This window comes from Amycolatopsis sp. w19 (genome assembly GCF_051373225.1).
GTDB lineage: Bacteria > Actinomycetota > Actinomycetes > Mycobacteriales > Pseudonocardiaceae > Amycolatopsis > Amycolatopsis japonica.
Window position 1 is genome coordinate 588,770 of the sequence record NZ_JBPQFM010000001.1, and the last position, 17,582, is coordinate 606,351.

Annotated in this window: 14 protein-coding genes; 10 read left to right on the forward strand and 4 right to left on the reverse strand. The window is 69.4% G+C overall.

Features of this window, described 5'->3' with window-relative positions:
* Positions 1–26 precede the first annotated feature (26 nt).
* From ACSMFO_RS02695 to ACSMFO_RS02705, 3 genes are read right to left on the reverse strand one after another with little or no spacing between them, the layout of a single operon-like run.
* Positions 27–2,231 carry a xanthine dehydrogenase family protein molybdopterin-binding subunit gene (locus ACSMFO_RS02695; protein WP_436456755.1) on the reverse strand — a complete coding sequence of 735 codons (2,205 nt, stop codon included), beginning with the start codon at positions 2,229–2,231 and terminating at the stop codon, positions 27–29.
* Positions 2,228–3,205 (reverse strand): FAD binding domain-containing protein, encoded by a 978-nt coding sequence (locus ACSMFO_RS02700; protein ID WP_436456757.1) that lies wholly within the window; start codon positions 3,203–3,205, stop codon positions 2,228–2,230. Before ACSMFO_RS02700 ends, ACSMFO_RS02695 begins: the two co-directional genes overlap by 4 nt.
* On the reverse strand, positions 3,205–3,657 hold the full coding sequence (locus tag ACSMFO_RS02705; RefSeq protein WP_436457064.1) for a (2Fe-2S)-binding protein: 453 nt from the start codon (positions 3,655–3,657) through the stop codon (positions 3,205–3,207). The genes ACSMFO_RS02700 and ACSMFO_RS02705 overlap by 1 nt, the downstream gene beginning before the upstream one ends.
* A gap of 249 nt (positions 3,658–3,906) precedes the next feature.
* Here ACSMFO_RS02705 and ACSMFO_RS02710 point away from each other — a divergent pair, with 249 nt between their 5' ends.
* A complete protein-coding gene (locus ACSMFO_RS02710; RefSeq protein ID WP_350597785.1) occupies positions 3,907–4,155 on the forward strand; it encodes a DUF1272 domain-containing protein in 249 nt (82 codons plus the stop codon).
* A 202-nt stretch (positions 4,156–4,357) separates the two neighbouring features.
* On the opposite strand, the gene ACSMFO_RS02715 is transcribed toward ACSMFO_RS02710, so the two are convergent.
* A complete protein-coding gene (locus ACSMFO_RS02715) occupies positions 4,358–6,688 on the reverse strand; it encodes an immune inhibitor A domain-containing protein (RefSeq protein WP_436456759.1) in 2,331 nt (776 codons plus the stop codon).
* A gap of 228 nt (positions 6,689–6,916) precedes the next feature.
* On the opposite strand from ACSMFO_RS02715, the gene ACSMFO_RS02720 reads away from it, so the two are divergent.
* The 9 genes from ACSMFO_RS02720 (at position 6,917) to ACSMFO_RS02760 (ending at position 17,471) form a co-directional block, all read left to right on the forward strand.
* Positions 6,917–7,153 (forward strand): ferredoxin, encoded by a 237-nt coding sequence (locus tag ACSMFO_RS02720; protein WP_037337791.1) that lies wholly within the window; start codon positions 6,917–6,919, stop codon positions 7,151–7,153.
* A 54-nt stretch (positions 7,154–7,207) separates the two neighbouring features.
* The gene (locus tag ACSMFO_RS02725; RefSeq protein ID WP_073843024.1) at positions 7,208–8,434 is read left to right on the forward strand and encodes a cytochrome P450 family protein; all 1,227 of its coding nucleotides are present in this window, start codon (positions 7,208–7,210) and stop codon (positions 8,432–8,434) included.
* 66 nt (positions 8,435–8,500) lie between these two features.
* Positions 8,501–8,947, forward strand: a complete 447-nt coding sequence (locus ACSMFO_RS02730; protein ID WP_436456762.1) for a hypothetical protein — start codon at positions 8,501–8,503, stop codon at positions 8,945–8,947.
* A gap of 85 nt (positions 8,948–9,032) precedes the next feature.
* Entirely contained in the window at positions 9,033–10,289 is a 1,257-nt protein-coding gene (locus ACSMFO_RS02735; protein WP_037337798.1) for a metal-dependent hydrolase family protein, read from the forward strand.
* A 78-nt stretch (positions 10,290–10,367) separates the two neighbouring features.
* Complete coding sequence (locus ACSMFO_RS02740) at positions 10,368–10,616, forward strand: phosphopantetheine-binding protein (RefSeq protein ID WP_436456763.1); 249 nt, start codon at positions 10,368–10,370, stop codon at positions 10,614–10,616.
* Positions 10,613–12,172, forward strand: a complete 1,560-nt coding sequence (locus ACSMFO_RS02745; RefSeq protein ID WP_436456764.1) for an AMP-binding protein — start codon at positions 10,613–10,615, stop codon at positions 12,170–12,172. Before ACSMFO_RS02740 ends, ACSMFO_RS02745 begins: the two co-directional genes overlap by 4 nt.
* 16 nt (positions 12,173–12,188) lie before the next feature.
* Positions 12,189–14,606, forward strand: coding sequence for a condensation domain-containing protein (locus tag ACSMFO_RS02750; RefSeq protein WP_436456765.1), 2,418 nt, complete (start codon positions 12,189–12,191; stop codon positions 14,604–14,606).
* Positions 14,607–14,619: 13 nt separating this feature from the next.
* Complete coding sequence (locus tag ACSMFO_RS02755) at positions 14,620–15,909, forward strand: MFS transporter (RefSeq protein WP_436456766.1); 1,290 nt, start codon at positions 14,620–14,622, stop codon at positions 15,907–15,909.
* Positions 15,906–17,471, forward strand: coding sequence for an amino acid adenylation domain-containing protein (locus tag ACSMFO_RS02760; RefSeq protein ID WP_436456767.1), 1,566 nt, complete (start codon positions 15,906–15,908; stop codon positions 17,469–17,471). Before ACSMFO_RS02755 ends, ACSMFO_RS02760 begins: the two co-directional genes overlap by 4 nt.
* Positions 17,472–17,582 lie beyond the last annotated feature (111 nt).

Genomic DNA, 17,582 nt, shown 5'->3' on the forward strand with positions numbered 1-17,582 from the left:
CGAAGAACCCTAAGGCATTCAGCCGGTCAGGCGTCGAGGATTCTGTCGAGGGTGATGGGGAGGTCGCGGACGCGGCGGCCGGTGGCGTGGTGAACGGCGTTGCCGAGGGCGGCGGCGATGCCGACGGTGCCCAGCTCGCCGATCCCGCGGACACCGAGGGGATTGAAGACGGTGTCGGGACGTTCGAGGAAGCGAACGTCGATCGGCGGGATGTCGGTGCCGACCGGGACGACGTAGTCGGCGAGGTTCGCGTTGGCGATGCGGCCGGTATCCGGTTCGACGTGGGTGTTCTCGAGGAAGGCCTGGCCGACGCCGAAGATGACGCCGCCGACGATCTGGCTCCGCGCGGTCTTCTCGTTGACGATGGTGCCGGCGTCGATGACCGTCGTCACGCGGCGCAGGCGGGGTTCCCCGGTCCAGCGATTGACCGCCACCTCGCAGAAGTGCGCACCGAACGAGGTGAAGGCGAACCGCTCCCGTTCCGGCCCGAGCGCCGAGGTTTCGGTGGCGTCGATCCCGGCGCGATCCGTGATGCCGAGCAGGGTGCCGAAAGCGATCCGCCGCTTGGGGCCCACGACGTCACCGCGTTCGTAGCGCACCTGATTCCGGTCCATGCCGTGGAACGGGGATCTTTCGTGCGTCACGGCGAGATCGAGCAGCGCGCGGGTCGCGGACAGTGCGGCCGCGTGGACGGCCGGGCCTGAGCTCGCCGTCCCCGCCGAGGCGAACGCGCCGGGGTTGTCGGCCAGCGCGGAGTCGCCGAGCGCGGAGCGGACGCGGCTCACCGGGATGCCGAGCGCGTCGGCGCCGATCATCGCCAGCACCGTCCACATCCCGGTGCCCAGATCCGAGGTCGCGGTGGACACCACCGCCGTGCCGTCGGCCTGCAGCCGGACCTTCCCCGTGGTGCGGTACCGCGCGGCCGGGTAGGCGGCGGTCGCCATTCCGGTGCCGATCAGCCATTCGCCGTCGACGACCGCCCTCGGGACCGGGGCCCGCCGGGACCAGCCGAACGCCTCCGCGCCGACGCGGTAGCACTCGTCGAGATGTTTGCCGGACCACGGCACGCCGCGTCCCGGGTAGGTGGTGGCGTAGTTGCGCAGGCGTAACTCGACCGGGTCGATGCCGAGCCGGACCGCCAGTTCGTCCATCGCGGTTTCCAGCGCGAACGAACCGGCCTCCGGACCGGGCGCCCGCATCGGTGTCTGGGGCGGGACGTCCAGGGTCACCAGCCGTTGCCCGACATGGATGTTGGGCGAGGCGTAGAAGTAACGCGAGGTGGTGTGCGGCGCCGCTTCGTAGAGGTACCCGTCGCCGCCACTCGAAAGGCCGGCGTAGGCGTCGTGCTTGACGGCGACGAGACGCCCGCCGCGGTCGGCGCCGAGGGAGACCGTCTGGGACATCGCCGAGCGGTGGCCGGTGACGCCGAAGGTCTGCTCCCTGGTGAGCACGATCCGGACCGGACGGCCGAGCGCCTTGGCCGCCGCGGCGGCGAGGACGGGATGCCCCCAGGTGAGGATCTTGTTGCCGAACCCGCCACCGACGTGCGGGCTGAGCAGGTGCACACGAGAAGGGTCGACGCCGACGGTCGCCGCGATCGTCCCGGCGGCCAGCTGCGGGGCCTGCGCACCGCAGTAGAGGGTGAGGTAGCCGTCGCGCCAGACCGCGATGGCGGCGTGGGGTTCCATCGCGCTGTGGTACTCGATCGGCTGGGTGTAGGTGGCGGTGACGACCACTTCGCTCGCGGTGAGGGCCTGGTCGATGGACGCGACACCGTCGGCGAGCAGATCAAGCAGCGGCGGCTCGCCGTTGACGTCCTCCGGCAGGGTGGCGCCGGGAATGCCGTCACGCAGCGACGTCCGCGGCCGGACACTCGCGTAGTCCACCCGGACCAGCGCGGCGGCGTCGCGGGCCTGCTCGAAGGTTTCGGCGACCACCAGGCCGATGATCTGCCCGTGGTAACGGACCTGGTCGTCCCGCAAAGGAAGCCAGTTGTAGCCGATGCCGGATTCGGCCCCGCCGAACAGCGGCAACGGGTCGGCGTGCGTGTACACGGCGAGGACGCCGGGGGAGCGGCGCGCGGCGGTCGTGTCGATGCCGCGGATGGTGCCGCGCCCGATCGTGCTCAGCACCAGGTAGCCGTTGGTGAGACCGTCGACCGGGTAGTCGGCGGAGTAGCGGGCGGCCCCGGTGACCTTGAGCCGTCCTTCGACGCGGGAAATCGAATTCATGGCCGGTCCGCCAGCTTCATCAGGGCACGGGTGACCGTGCGTTTCAGCAAAGGCACCTTGAAACCGTTGTGGGCCAGCGGACGGACTCCTTCGGTGGCCGCGGCGGCCTTTTCGACGACTTCGAGCCGCAACGGCCTGCCGCGCAGCGCCTCCTCGACCGCGGTCAACCGCCACGGCCGCGTGCCGACCCCGCCCGCGGCGAGTCGCACGTCCCGCACGACGCCGTCGCGGACCAGCACCGCGGCCGCGACCGACACGAGCGCGAACTCGTAGGAGGTCCTGTCCCGCACTTTGACGTAGGCCGACCGATCGGCCCAGCCGAGCCGGGGCACGGTCACCTCGGTCACGAGCTCACCCGGCCGGAGTTCGTTCTCGAGATGCGGCGTGGTGCCGGGCAGCCGGTAGAACCCGTCGAGCCGGACGTCGCGCGTTCCTCCCCGGCCGGTCAGCCGCACCGAGGCATCCAGCGCCACGAGGGCCACGGCGAGGTCACTCGGATGCGTGGACACACAGGAGTCGCTGGTGCCCAGGATGGCGTGCGAGCGGTTGGCGCCCGCGATCGCCGGGCAGCCGGAGCCGGGGGCTCGTTTGTTGCACGGCGTGGCGGTGTCCCGGAAGTAGCCGCATCTGCTGCGCTGCAACAGGTTGCCGCCGATGCTGGCCATGTTGCGCAGCTGAGGTGACGCACTGGCCAGCAGCGCCTCGGCGAGCACGGGATACCGCGCACCCACCAGCGGATGCGCGGCGACGTCGCTCATCCGCTCGAGCGCGGCGATGTGCAGCCCGTGCCGGTCCGTCCACACCCCGGTCAGCGGCAGGCGGTTGATGTCGACCACCCGGCTCGGTGTCAGCACTTCGAGCTTCATGAGGTCCACCAGCGTCGTGCCGCCCGCGAGATAGGCCGCGCCCGGCGCGCCGCCGCGGTCGAGCGCCTCGGCCACGCCGCGGGTGACCGTGAAGTCGTAGGGCCGCATCAGTCCGCCGCTCTCACGGCCCGGATCGCGTCGACGATGGGGCCGTACGCGCCGCAACGGCAGATGTTGCCGGACATGTGCTCCCGGATCTGCTCCGGCGAACGTGCCTGACCTTCCCGGAGGACGGCGACCGCCGACATGATCTGCCCGGAAGTACAGAAGCCGCACTGGAAACCGTCGTGGTCGAGGAACGCCTGCTGCACCGGATGCAACGCGGAGCCGCGCGCCAGCCCTTCGATGGTGGTGACCCGTCTGCCGGTGACGGAGCCCGCCAGCGTCAGGCAGGCCAGCACCCGCCGTCCGTCGACGTGCACCGTGCACGCCCCGCACTGGCCGCGGTCGCAGCCCTTCTTCGTCCCGGTCAACCCGAGCCTGTCGCGTACCGTGTCGAGCAACGTCACCCGTGGATCGAGCCGCAGCCGCTCCACGCGCTCGTTGACCCGCAACTCCACGTCGACGAGACCGTCTCCCCGGCCGTCCGGCTCCGCGCTCGCCGCGTCCGGTCCGCCGACGGCCAGCGCCGCGGACGCGGTCGCGGTCCGCGCGAGGAAGCCGCGCCGGGAGAGCCCGGCCTCGTTCGAGTCGTCACTGCTCACTGAACCCTCCAGAACTTGCTCGGCGGTCAGGAGATGGAGTCTCGTGGATCGCCTCCGGATCCGATATCGCTCAGGTGAGCAGGCGCCTCGGGTAGAGTCCGCGGCATGCTCGAGATCAGGCCGAACTGCGAGTGCTGCGATCGGGATCTGCCGCCCTCGGTGGACGCGCGGATCTGTACGTTCGAGTGCACCTTTTGCCCTGGCTGCGCGGAAGACCGCTTCGGCGGCGTCTGCCCCAACTGCGGTGGTGAACTCGTACGGCGCCCCGTGCGGCCGGCCGCTCTGCTCGAACGTCACCCGCCGTCGGCGCGGCGAGTGGTCAACGCGCACGCTTCCTGCACGCAGGCCTCGTGAGTGTTTTGGGTCGTTAGGGCCAAGGCTGTCTTAGGTATCTACTGAATGTGGGTGGCCGACGGACTGCACGGGGCGCTCTGGTCCTGGGTACTCACGAGGGTTCTAGGCGGTACATGAAGGCCCCCTTCCTTGCGCCTAGCGCAAGGAAGGGGGCCTTCATGTACTTGGGAAGGTGTGAAGGACCAGTCCCACGAGATGCTCGCTACTTGTGGTCCACCCGGATCCGCATCGAAGTACCGTGCTGCGAAAGCACCCGGATCGTGGTCCCGGTGGCCGGCAGGAGCACACCGGCGTTCGGCTGCTCGGGGAACAGGAACGTCCCGGTGTCGTCGAACAGCGGTACGGCGTCCTGCCCCCGGATGTAGCTGGGCTTTCCGTTGACGTGAAGCGTGAACGAGTCGGCCTTGCGGAGGGAGAACGGCATGTCGTAGCCGGCGATCCGGGATCGCCACGGCACACCCTCGATGTTGTAGATCGGCGCCGGATGCGCGTCGATCGGGAGGATCAGCCCGGAGCCGAGATGCTCACTGGTGTTGTTGTCCATTTCGGACGTGTCCCAATAGGACACCACGAGCCCGGTCTGATACGGGAAATGCTCGACGAACGCGGGCTTGCCCGGGAACCCGAAGTTGTAGGGACCCGTACGCAGATACCGCCCATAAGACTCGTAGGTACGGTTCGACGCGAGGTAGAAGTTGTCGAACGAGCGGGTCTCGGTGGCGCCCGCGGTCCGGAAGCCGTCGAGCTGCCAGCCGTTCGCGCCGTTTTCCGCTCCGTCGGTCAGCAGCGTCGCGCCGTCCGCGACGATCGAGATCTCGTCGGCGAAGAACCCGTTACGCGCCAGAGCGCCGTCGGTGCGGTACTGGAACCGGGCCAGAGCCTTCTTTCCCGCCACGGCATCGAGCGACACGGTCATGTCCACCCAGTTCCCGCCCGAGCTGCTGGACAACCCCGGCTGACCGCTGAAATCCCGCTGAAACGCTGCGCCACCGGCGAGTCCGTCCAGTGAGGACCACGTGACGCCGCCGTCGGTCGACACCTGCGTGTAGAGGAAGTCGAAATCCGGTTGGATGTCGAAACGGGCCTTCAACCCCAGCGACGCCGATGTCTTGCCCGTCAGGTCGATCGGCCGGGTCATGGTGGTGGACAGATTGTTGCCCTTGGTGCTCCACCACTGGTTCGGCCCGGCGAACGGCTGTCCATAGTGGAACGTCTTCTGCTTGTCGGGCAGCACGACCACGACACCTTGCGCCTTGGCAGAGTTGTATTCGTGCGGGCCGAGTTCGAGGGTGCGGGTCCGGCCCGCCACCACGACTTCGTAGTCGAGCCAGCCGAGCTGAAGTTTCGACCACGCGTCCAGATCGTTGATGCGCGTGCCGATGACCTCGCCGGGCCCGGAGACGCGTTGCTGCGCCATCGGCGACCACCAGCTGACGTTGTTGGCGCCGCCGTTGGTGTCGTACAGGTCGGGCAGCCCGAGGTCGTGCGCGAATTCGCGGCAGAACACGCTGATGCCGCCGTTTTCCGGCTGGATGGTGTAGTTGCCGACCCAGATTCCGCTGTCGCCGATCTGGGTCCCGCCCCGCCGGTTGCCCTGGGGTCCGGTGGTGGTGTCGGCGAACGCGTAGGCGCTGTGGCTGTAGATGGCGTCCTCGCCGTGGACCCGGTCCCCGTCGGCCTGATCGGCGCCGGCGTGCACGATCTGGAAGTGGTCGAGGTAGCCGTCCGGCTCGTTGAAGTCGCCGTCCCGGTCGAAGTCGTCACGGTCCCAAACGTCGAAGGTGGCGAGGTGGGCGCGGATCTGTTCCGGTGTCCGGCCGGCGGCGCGTTGTCCTTCGTACCAGGCGTTGGCGGCGTCGGTCACCAGGTCGAAGGCGTTGGCGCAGACGACGCCCGCGCACGGGAAACCGTTCGACCGCCCGTAACGGGCTTCGTTGAACGGCACCGTGGTCCAGTCGGTGACCATGCCCTCGACCGAAAACCGGCCGGAAGACTGCTTCCGGTAGTAGTTGGCGACCGAGTCGGCGCCGGGAGCGGTGGAGAAGTACAGGTCCTGGTAATGGCGGCGGTCGTAGTCCGGTTGCCAGATGGTGGTGTTGTCGACGCGCCGGTCGGGCTCGGGGATCTGGTCGCGACGCGGGCCGTCGAAGCGCACCGGGCCGGGAATGGCCGGGTCGGTGTCGACGTCGGGGTAGGACGGATGCCGCCGGTCGCCGAACTCGGCGAGCACCACGAAGATCCGGTCGGTCGACTCCCGCGCCAGCTCGACGTACTCGTCGACACCGCCGTGGCGCGTCTTCGTCACGGTGCTCGCGCCGCGTCGCTCGGCGACTTCCTTGCCCTTCAACACCTCCGCGAGGGCCTGCTGCCGCAGTTTCCGGCGCTGGACGTCGCCGGGGCCGGGCAGGTCGTCCCCGCCATGGGGTTCGGCGGTCACCGCGACCGTGGGTGCCGCGGTGGCGGCCGGGATGCCGGGTACGACGCCGGCGACGAGGACGACGGCGCACAGGCCGGCACAAAGTCTTCGTGACAAGGGATTCCCTCTCGAACGGACCGGAGGTCGTGAGTGGAGATTCGGGTGCCAACCTCCTTACCACGCACGCCCGGCCCGGCCAATCGAGCTCGGCGACCCCGCCGCGCTCGACGCGGGAACACCTTGCGCCACAAGCCGTTCCCGTGAACCATCGGGCTCCTTCGTTCAACTGGACCCGGAGCGGCAGTTGAACGGGCGAAGGCGCCGTTCGAATCCAAGGAGACTGACATGACCGAGAGCGGTCGCCGCTGGCGGATCGTCGTGGACCAGGACTCGTGCATGGGTTCCGGGGTGTGCGTGGGTGATCTTCCGCACCGGTTCCGGATCGTCGGCGACCGCTCGCAGCCGGTCGACGCCGAGATCGGAGCCGACGAGGAAGTGCTCGCCGCGGCCGATTCCTGCCCACGGGAGGCGATCCGCGTCGTGGACGTGGCGACCGGCGAGGTGCTGGCGCCCCTCGAATGACCCTGCCTCGAACAAGACACCGTGTCCGGCCCGCCGGACGCGTGGAGGACGTTGATGCAAAGCCGTCGAACGACGAACGTCGAAAGGCTCTCGGCCGACTTCGTCCAGGATTCCTACACGTTGTACGCGCGGTTGCGGGAAGCGGGCCCGCCCCGGCAAGTGATGATGCCGCACGGCATCAAGGTGTGGATGGTGACCCGCTACCACGACGCCCGCGCCCTGCTGGCGGACCCACGGATCAGCAAGGACGGGCGGCGGGTCAATGAGTTGTTCGCCCGGCACGCCGAGTCGCCCGACAAGGCGCCCGCGTCGGTCGACGACGAGCTCGCCGCGCATATGCTCAACAGTGACCCGCCGAACCACGTCAGATTGCGGAGACTGGTCGGCAAGGCCTTCACCGAACGCCGGGTGAAGCTCCTCCGGCCGCGGATCGAGGAGATCACCGAGGAACTGCTCGACAAGATGGCCGGTGCGCGGGAGGCGGAACTGATCGAGGATCTCGCCGCCCCGCTGACCATCACCGTGCTCGCCGAACTGCTCGGTGTTCCACCCGAGAACCGGAAGGTCTTCCGTACCTGGACGAACACGCTCGTCGGCGCCAATCACACGCCGGAGGAAGTGGCCACGGCTTCTGCCGCGGTCGCCAAGTTCACCGAAGACCTGATCGACGCGAAACTCGCGGACCCGGGCGAAGACATGTTCAGCGCCCTGGTCCAGGCGACCGAAGAAGGGGACAGGCTCAGCAAAGACGAACTGGTGGCGATGGTGTTCCTGCTCGTGGTGGCCGGGCACGACACCACGTTGAGCATGGTCGGCAACGGGGTGTACGCCTTGCTCCGCCATCCGGACCAGCTCGCCCGGTTGCGAGCGGATCCGTCGCTGCTGCCCGCCGCGGTCGAGGAACTGCTGCGCTACGAGGGTTCGGTCAGCCTGGCGACGTTCCGCTTCACCACCGACGACATCGCCCTCGACGGCGTGACCATTCCCGCCGGCGAGATCGTGGTGGTGGCACTGGGCTCGGCGAACCGGGACACGGAGAAGTTCGCGAACGCCGACAGCCTGGACATCACCCGCGGGCTCGGCAGCCATCTCGCCTTCGGGCACGGCATCCACTACTGCGCCGGCGCGCCGCTGGGCCGGTTGCAGGTCGAGATCGGCATCGGCAGGCTCCTGGAACGGTTTCCGGACCTGGCGCTGGCCGTCGAACCGGAACGGCTCCGCTGGAAGACCAGCACCATCATGCACGGCCTCGTCTCGCTGCCGGTTTCCCTGCACGGCTAGCTCGCGTCCGCACGCCCCGCCGCGAAAGCCCAAGGCCTTCGCCGCGGGGCGTGCTACCGTTTCCGCATGGGCGATTTCGATTTCCTCGTAGGATCGTGGAATGTCCACAACCGCCGCCTCGCCAAGCGATTGGCCGGCAGCGACGACTGGGTCGAATTCACCGCACCCGCGAAGTGTTGGAGCCTTTTCGAAGGAAAGGCGAATGTCGACGAGATCGTTTTCCCGGACGGCGTGCGGGGCCTGACCCTGCGCCTGTTCGACCCCGCGACCGAGAAGTGGTCGCTGAACTGGTCGAGCAGCGACACCGGGAGGCTCTTCCCGCCTGTCGTCGGCAGTTTCAGCGACGGCCGCGGGGTCTTCCACGGCGACGACACCGAGGGCGGCACCCCCGTGCGGGTCCGGTTCGTCTGGTCGGACATCACCGACGATTCGGCCCGCTGGGAACAGGCCTTCTCGGTCGACGGCGGCGAGACGTGGGAACTCAACTGGATCATGGATTTCCGGCGGGCCTGACGATCATATTTCCGTGAGCGGCGATTCGCGGTGTGCAATCGTCGCCGCGTGACCGGAGCGGTCGCGGTCTGCTTCTCTGGCCCGCATGCAGCAACGCATCGAAGCCTCTCAGCTGATTCCCGGACGCGGCGCACCGATCGTCGACGGCGTCGTGATCGTCGAGGGCGACAGGATCCGCTACGCCGGTCCGCGTGACGAGGCGCCGTCCACACCCGGCGCCGACGTCACCCGCGGGCATACCGTGATGCCCGGAATGTGGGACTGTCACGGGCATTTCATGGGCCTGCGCAGTGCGGACCTGCATGATCTGATGCACGAGCCGATCGCGTTGCGGTCGGCGCGGTGCGTGTCGGATCTGCGGGCCTGCCTCGACTCGGGCTTCACCTCCATTCGCGAGGTCGGCGGTCTCGGCATCCATCTGGCCCGCGCGGTCGCCGAGGGCACCATCGAAGGACCGACGATCTACAGCGCGGGCACGGCGTTGTCGACCACCGGCGGCCACGGTGACGTGCACGGATTCCCCGTCCCGTGGATCAACGACTTCGGGCATCTCGGCGGCGAACTGCGGCTCGCCGACGGCCCGGCCGAATGCGCGCGGGCCGCTCGCGAGCAGTTGCGCAACAACGCCAGACTCATCAAGGTCTTCGCCTCCGGTGGCGTTCTGTCCGAAGTGGACCATCCGCATCACCAGCAGTTCACCGACGCCGAACTGGCGGCGATCGTCGAGGTGGCCGGCCAGGCCGAGCGGGTGGTCGCGGCGCACTGCCACGGCAAGCCGGGCATCATGGCCGCGTTGAAGGCGGGGGTGCGCACCATCGAGCACGGCACCTACCTGGACGAGGAAGCCGCCGCGGCGATGCGCGAGACCGGCGCGATCCTGGTGCCGACCCGCGCGATCATGCATCTGCTCCTCACCAGCGACCTGGTTCCGCCTTATGCCAAGCGAAAGCTGGAAGAGGTGGCCGGGCGGCATCTCGACGCGATCGCGCTGGCCCGCGAGGCGGGCGTCACCATCGCGCTGGGCACCGACCTCGCGATGACCGGTCCCGACCGGCCGACGCAGTGGGGGAAGGGCGGCATCGAGTTGTCGCTGATGGTCAAGGGCGGCGCCACGCCGCTGGAGGCGATCGAGATGGCCACGGCCGTCGCGCCCGACACGCTCGGCCCGCAGGCGCCGCGCTCGGGGCAGCTGCTGGCCGGCTACGACGCCGACGTGCTCCTGCTGGACGCGGATCCGGTGCTGGACATCGGTGTCCTCGCCGATCCGGCGCACGTGACCGACGTCTGGAAGTCCGGCCGCCAGGTGAAAGGCGGCGAATCCGGGCAACAACAACGGCTTTAGAACCCGAGTACATCGAGAGAACAGCCGCGACGGCGATGGTCTCGGTGACGAAGCCCCGGCCCCATGGAGAAAATGCCCATGAGTGACACGATTGTCGATTTCGACGCCATCATCACGCGGTACGCGACCTTCACCTTCGACGACTCGACGCCCTTGCTCGACGCGGGCCTGGAATCACTGGCGTTGCTGCGTCTCGCGGTCGACGTGGCGGGTGACGACGACGCCGAGATCGACGCCACCCGGCTGGTCGATCTGCACACGGTCGCCGACTTGAAACGCTGGCTGGCCGATCTGGCCACCGTCGGCCAGGACGGGGGCGCGCGATGACGACACGCAGGCTCTTCGACTGGTTCGGCGACACGGTGGCGGGTTCCGGCTCCTCGACGGCGATCGAGGTCGCCGGGCTCACCTTGAGCTACGACGAACTGCGGGCCGCCGTGGAGCGGATGGCGGTACGTCTGGTTTCGGCGGCGGGCAGGCGGCCGGACCGCGTCGGGCTGCTGACGTCTCGCAGCCTCGCGAGCTACGTGGGTTACCTGGCGATCCAGCGGCTCGGTGCAGCCGTGGTGCCGCTCAACCAGGGCGCGCCGGTCGCCAGGAACCTGGTGATCACCAAGGACGCCGGCCTGGACGTGACGATCGTCGACGACACCTCCGCCAAGCAGTTGCCCGAGTACCCGCGGCAGTCGGGGATCCCGATCGTCGACCTGACCGGCGACCGGTGGCGGGCCCTGCTGGAGGGTGGCGAGCCGCTGCCCGAGATCGGTTCCGGCGACGGCGACGTCGCGTACATCATCTACACCTCCGGCTCGACGGGAAGCCCCAAGGGCGTGCCGGTCACGCACGGATGCGTCTCCTCGTTGCTGGAGGACAACATCCAGCGGTTCGGTTTCGCCGACGACTGCCGGGTTTCGCAGACCTTCGAACTCTTCTTCGACGGTTCGATCGTCGAGCTCTTCGCCACCTGGGGGACCGGCGCGACCCTGTGCGTCCCGCAGCACAGCGAGGTGTTCACACCGGTGCGCTTCGTGAACGAAAAACGACTCACCCACTGGCTTTCCGTGCCGTCGATCATCTCCTTCGCCCGCAGGCTGCGCGCGCTCGCCCCGGGCAGCATGCCGAATCTCCGCCGCGGCATGTTCGGCGGCGAGCCGCTGAACCTCGAACAGGTCGAGGTGTGGCGCGCGGCCGCCCCCAACGCGAAAATCCACAACTGTTACGGGCCGACGGAACTGACGGTCATCTGCACCGGTTACGAGGTGCCCGCCGAGCGCGCGGACTGGCCGGTCACCTCGAACCGGTCCATGCCGATCGGCGAGATCTTCCCGCATCTGGACTACGTCCTGCTCGACGAAGACCTGCGGGAGTGCTCGGACGGCGAGCTGTGCGTGCGCGGCCCGCAGCGTTTCCCCGGCTACCTGGACTCCGGCGACAACGCCGGGCGATTCCTGTCCTTCGACGGCGAGCGGGGTGCGGTCTACGACGGCTCCGAGCCGCTGACACCGGCGCACTGGTACCGCACCGGTGACCGGGTGCGCCGGGAGAGCGGCGAGCTGGTCCACCTCGGCCGCGTCGACGACCAGATCAAGGTCCGGGGCAACCGGGTCGAACTGGGCGAGATCGAATCGGCGCTGCGGCGGCATCCGTCGATCGCCGAGGTGGTCGTGGTGGCGCTCACGGCGGCCGACGGCGAGGTGGACCTGCACGCGGTCTACGCGGGCGATCCTGTGGACGAGAGCGAGTTCGTCCGGCTGCTCGACGAGCTCCCCGTCTACATGCGCCCGAGGGGCTACCACCAGCGCGACAGCATTCCGTTGGCCGCCAACGGGAAGGTCGACCGCAAGGGACTGACCGAAGAGATCCTGCCGATCGTCCGCCGATAACCGGAAAGGAATTCCGTTGAACGCTCCAGTCGCGACGGACACCGGCATGTTCCCGGCCAGTGCCCTCATGGAGATGCTCTGGTGGATCCACCAGAGGGCCAAGAACAAGTCCGTCTACAACCAGACCTGGCCGCTGAAGGCCGACCGGCCGCTGGACTTCGACGCTCTGCGGGTCGCCTGGCAGGCCGTGGTGGACCGATACGAGGCGATGCGCGCGAGCCTGCACCACCGCGATGGCGCGATCATGGTGTCCATTGTGGACCATGTCGAGGTCGAGCCGCAGCGGATCGAGATCGAAGATCCCGGTTCCGTTCCGGTGGAGCCCCTGCTCCGTTCGATCGCGGGGGAGATCCAGGAGCGTCCGCTCGCGCTGGACGTGGCCCCGGCGGCACGGCTGGTGGCGGTGACCGTCGGTGACCAGTACGAGCTGCTGGTCACCGTCCACCACGCCCTCGTCGACGGCTGGGGGATGCAGTTGCTGATGGACGACTTCGCCAAGGCCTACGCGGCCGCGGTGGCGGGCGAGGAGCCGGAATTCGGCGGCGAGCCCCAGGTGTCGTTCCGCGAGCACATCCTGGCCTCGAACGCCGCCCGCACCGACGGCCGCTGGGACGCGAGCCTGAAGTACTGGCGCGAGAAGCTCGACGGCGCGGTGACCACGACCCTGGTCGCGGACCGGCACACCTACACCGGCACCGGCAACAAGGGCGGGATGGTGCGGTTCGTCTTCAGCAAGGAGGCCGTCGACGGCATCGGAACCTTGGCGAAGCGGTACTTCACCACGCCGTTCAGCGTGCTGTTCGCCGCGCTGCAGACGGTGCTCGCGCGGGGCGGCGCCGGGCCGGAGGTCTGCACGGGCCTGGTCAGCGCCAACCGGATGACACCCCAGGACCAGGCACTGGTCGGGTATCTGGCCAACGTCCTGGTCACCAGGACCGTCGTCGAGGACGGCGATTCGTTCGGCACGGTGGTCGAGCGGGTCCGCGACGGCATGTGGGACAGCCTCGCGCACCAGACGGTGCCCTTCTCCCTGGTGTACGGCGCGCTCACCGAATCGGCGCAGGCGCGGCTACGGGACGCGATCCCGATCCTGGTCACCTGGTACGGGTCGATCGGGGTCGGGCTGCGGCTCGGCGACGTCGAACTGACGCTGCAACGCGCGCCGAACCGGGCCGCCCGCACCGACCTCGGGTTCGGGGTGTTCGACTTCGACGGCGAATACATCGTCGAGTCGGAGTACAACGTCGGCCGGTTCGACCATTCGACCGCGCGTCGTCTGTTCCAGGACATCGACCTGGTCCTCGCCGAGGGCGGCCTCGACCCGGAGCTGCCGGTGGGCACCATCGAGGTCGGGTCCCGGACGGCGCCCGCCTATCTGGAGCACACCATCACGACGGCGGATCTGGACACCACGGAGATGCCGGAATCCGCGTCGCTCGACCAGGTCCGCCGCGTTTGGACCGAAGTGCTCGGCACTGCGCCGACCGGAGCCGACGAGGACTTCTTCGCCACCGGCGGCCGGTCGCTGAAGGTCGTCCAGTTCGCGTCGGCCCTCGAATCCGAAAGCGGCGTGACGCTGGACATCACCGGATGGCTCACCGAGCCGACCCCGCGCAAGGCGGCCGAGCAACTCGACGGCGGCGCCGGCGTCGACGACGGGAGCACGCTGGTCGTCCTCCAGGACGGCGAAGGCCCGCATCTGCATCTGCTGCCCGGCGCGGGCGGCACCGTGCGGGACTACCGCGAGCTGGTGGCCGAACTGCCGTCGGACTGGCGGGTCACGGCGTCGCAGGAACGTGCTCCGCTGGACTCGATCCCGGCCATGGCCGCGAGATTCCGCGCCGATCTCGACGCCGAGGACCTGCGCCCCGACCTGCTCGGCGGCTGGTCGATGGGCGGGCAGATCGCGTTCGAGATGGCGGCCACCGGCCACGGGACCCCGCCACCGGTGGTGCTGCTCGACTCGACACCGCCGGTCGAGCACGACATTCCTCGCGATGTGCGGGACGCGGTGGTGTACGAAGTCTTCAGCGAGAACATGGCCGCGACCTTCGGCGCGACCCTCGACGGCACGCCCGCCAAGACCACGCCGGGGGATCCCGAACTGGCGATGCGGGCACTGGCCGCCAGGCTGGCCACGGCGAGCGGTCAGCCGGTTTCGGTGGCGATGCTCCTCGAGCGCTGGACGACGTTCAATCGGCACACCGACGCGGTCGGTTCGTACGTCAGCGAACGCCCGCTCGAAGCGCCGGCGCTGCTCGTCCGAGCGGAGCTGGCCGACCACCAGGTGGATCAGTGGACTGGCCGGTTCTCTGCGCCACCACGGTTGATCGAGGTCGAGGCCGACCACTACGGGATGCTCCGAGGCCCGGCGATCGCGGAGATCGCCCGCGCGATCGTGGGGCTCCGGACCACTACCACACCGTCAGCGTGATCTTGGAGGAGCTGTGTCCGAGCGACCCTCGACCGTGCCCGCCCCCACGACCGGGACCGGGTCGTCGCCGCGGCGCAACGAGTGGCTGCTGATCTCGTTCACCGGCACGACCAACACCGCCGACGCGGTGATGCGGGTGGCGCTTCCGTTGCTGGCGACCACGGTCACCGATTCACCGGCGTCCATCGCCGCCGTGGCGATGATGCTGACCCTGCCGTGGCTGGTCACCGCGCTGCACATCGGTGTGCTGGTGGACCGCAAGAACCGGCGGTCGCTGATGGTGGGTGCCGAATTCGCCAGGATGGCCGCCATGGCGGTGATGCTGGCCGCGGTCGCGGTGGACGTCGTGAACCTGCCGCTGATCCTTGCCGTGGCACTGGTACTGGGGGTCGCCGAGGTGGTCGCGCAGCTGTCCGCGATGTCGATCATCCCCTCGGTGACCCCGAAGAACCGATGGCAGGCGCTGAACGCGCGGCTCACCGCGACCGAGTACGTCACGTTCAGTTTCCTGGGCGCGCCGATCGGCGGATTCCTGGTGGCCGCCGGGTTCGCCGTCGCGCTGGGGGCGAGTGGCGCGGTGTACCTGTTCGGCGCGTTGCTGTTGACGCTGCTGGTCGGCGACTTCGCGGTGAAGCAGCCGAAGGAGCGCCGTCCGGCCAGGGCGGAGATCCGTGAGGGCCTGGTCTTCCTGTGGCGGCACCGGTTGCTGCGGACGATGGCGGCGCTGATCACGGGCATGGCCGGCTGCTGGGCCGCCTGGTATGCGCTGATCCCGGCGTACGCGGTCGGCGGGCCGCTCGGCCTCACCCCGGCGCAGTACGGGTTCCTGTTGACCAGCCTCGGCGCCGGCGGTGTGCTCGGCACGGTGCTGGTCGGCCCGGTCAACCGGCTGATCGGCAGGCGCTGGGCGATGTTCGTCGACATCGTCGGCACGGTGCTGATGGTCGGGGTCCCCGCGGTGATCCCCGCCGGTCCGGCCGCTGTCTGGCCGGTCGGGGTCGCCGCGTTCCTCGCCGGTGTCGGCGGGACGATGTGGACGGTGAACTCGCGGGTGATCAGCCAATCGCTGGTACCCAACGAACTACTGGGCCGGTTCGGCGCGGCGAGCAGACTGCTCTCCTGGGGGATGCTCCCGGTGTCCGCGGCCGTGGCGGGCGGTCTGGCCGAATTGTTCGGGTTCCAGATCGCGTTCGGGGTCTTCGCGGTGGTCTGTCTGCTGATGGTCTATCCGTTCCTGCGGGTGATCACCGCGGACGCGGTCGCCGAGGCCGACGCCCCCGCCGCGGAAGGCAGCGGGAAGTGATCGATCCACAAGGGACGATGTACGGCTGGTTCCTCGACACCGTACGGAGATTCCCCGATGCGACCGCGATCGAGGTCCAGGACCACGCTTTGAGTTACCGCGAACTCCGGCTGCTCGCCGAAAGGCTGGCGGCCGGGCTGGCGCGGGCGGCGGGTGGGCGTCCGCACGCGGTCGGCCTGCCCGCCACGCGCGGCCTGGCCACGTACGCCGGCTACCTCGCGGCGCTGCGGCTCGGCGCGATCGTCGTCCCGCTCAACCCGAAGTTCCCGCCTGAGCGCAACCGGGCCATGTGCGTGGCGGCCGGGGTCGACGTCGTGGTGGCCGATGACGTCGACGCGGCGGAGGTGGCGGATGGCACCGGTGCGGTCGCACTGCCCCTGCTCGGCAACTGGCCCGAGCAGCTGCCCGAACCGTGGAGCCCGCCCTACGAAGGCGATCCCGAAGCGGTGGCGTACCTGCTGTTCACCTCCGGGTCGACCGGGACACCCAAGGGCGTGCCGATCCGGCACCGGAACGTGGCCGGATATCTGGCGCACTGCGTCGAGCGGTACGCGGTCGAGCCCGGCTGCCGGCTGTCCCAGACGTTCGACCTGACCTTCGATCCGTCGGTGTTCGACCTGTTCGTCTCGTGGAGCACCGGCGCGACCTTGGTGGTGCCCGCCGAAGCGGAGGTGCTCACCCCGGCGCGGTTCGTCACCGGCAAGCGGATCACCCACTGGTACTCGGTTCCGTCCGTGGTGTCGCTCGCCGGGCGGTTGCGCGGACTGCGTGCCGGGGCGATGCCGGATCTGCGCTGGAGTGTCTTCGCCGGCGAGCAGCTCACCATGGATCAGGCCAGGGCCTGGGCCACGGCCGCGCCGAACAGTGTGGTGGAGAACGCGTACGGTCCCACCGAACTGACCGTCACGGTCACCGCGTACCGGCTGCCCGCCGATCCCGCGTCGTGGCCCGAGACGTCCAACGGCACCGTGCCGATCGGCCGGGTGCACGACGCGCTCGACGCGGTGCTGGTCACCGAAGACGGGCGCGCGGGCGAAGACGGCGAGCTGTGCGTCCGTGGCGGCCAGCGTTTCGACGGCTACCTCGACCCGGCGGACGATCACGGCCGTTTCTTCCGCGGCGAAACGTCCTTCGCCGTGGCCGACGGCGCGCCGCGGGCGGATGACTGGTACCGCACCGGCGACCGGGTCCGGCGGGAACACGGCGAGCTCGTCCACATCGGACGGTTGGACGATCAGGTGAAGATCCGTGGTTACCGCATCGAACTCGGCGAGATCGAGGCCGCGCTGCGGACACATCCGGGCGTGCGCGACGCGGCGGTGCTCGCCGTGCCGTCGCGGGGCGGGCCGACCGTACTGCACGCCCTGCACACCGGTGAGCCGGTCGACGCCGACGAGCTGACCGCCGCGGTCGCCCGGCGTCTTCCCGAGTACATGGTTCCGGCGTTCGTGCACCACGTGGACACTTTTCCCGTCAACGCGAGCGGGAAGATCGACCGGCGGCGGCTGGCCGCCGAGGCGCGGGACTCCGCTCGGGTGAGGTGGTCGGCGGATCGCGCGTGAAGGCCCCTTCCCTCGGCTCAGCCGAGGGAAGGGGCCTTCACGCGCTCCTCAGGTGGGGAGATCTGCGGTACCGAGTGGGGTTGCGTCTCGTGAGTGGTGAGGACGTGCCCT

Bases quoted from the DNA above. Each gene is read 5' to 3' on its own strand.
- ACSMFO_RS02725 (WP_073843024.1), top strand. From the start codon at position 7,208: ATGCAAAGCCGTCGAACGACGAACGTCGAAAGGCTCTCGGCCGACTTC.
- ACSMFO_RS02730 (WP_436456762.1), top strand. From the start codon at position 8,501: ATGGGCGATTTCGATTTCCTCGTAGGATCGTGGAATGTCCACAACCGC.
- ACSMFO_RS02735 (WP_037337798.1), top strand. From the start codon at position 9,033: ATGCAGCAACGCATCGAAGCCTCTCAGCTGATTCCCGGACGCGGCGCA.
- ACSMFO_RS02720 (WP_037337791.1), top strand. From the start codon at position 6,917: ATGACCGAGAGCGGTCGCCGCTGGCGGATCGTCGTGGACCAGGACTCG.
- ACSMFO_RS02700 (WP_436456757.1), bottom strand. From the start codon at position 3,205: ATGCGGCCCTACGACTTCACGGTCACCCGCGGCGTGGCCGAGGCGCTC.
- ACSMFO_RS02740 (WP_436456763.1), top strand. From the start codon at position 10,368: ATGAGTGACACGATTGTCGATTTCGACGCCATCATCACGCGGTACGCG.
- ACSMFO_RS02695 (WP_436456755.1), bottom strand. From the start codon at position 2,231: ATGAATTCGATTTCCCGCGTCGAAGGACGGCTCAAGGTCACCGGGGCC.
- ACSMFO_RS02745 (WP_436456764.1), top strand. From the start codon at position 10,613: ATGACGACACGCAGGCTCTTCGACTGGTTCGGCGACACGGTGGCGGGT.
- ACSMFO_RS02710 (WP_350597785.1), top strand. From the start codon at position 3,907: ATGCTCGAGATCAGGCCGAACTGCGAGTGCTGCGATCGGGATCTGCCG.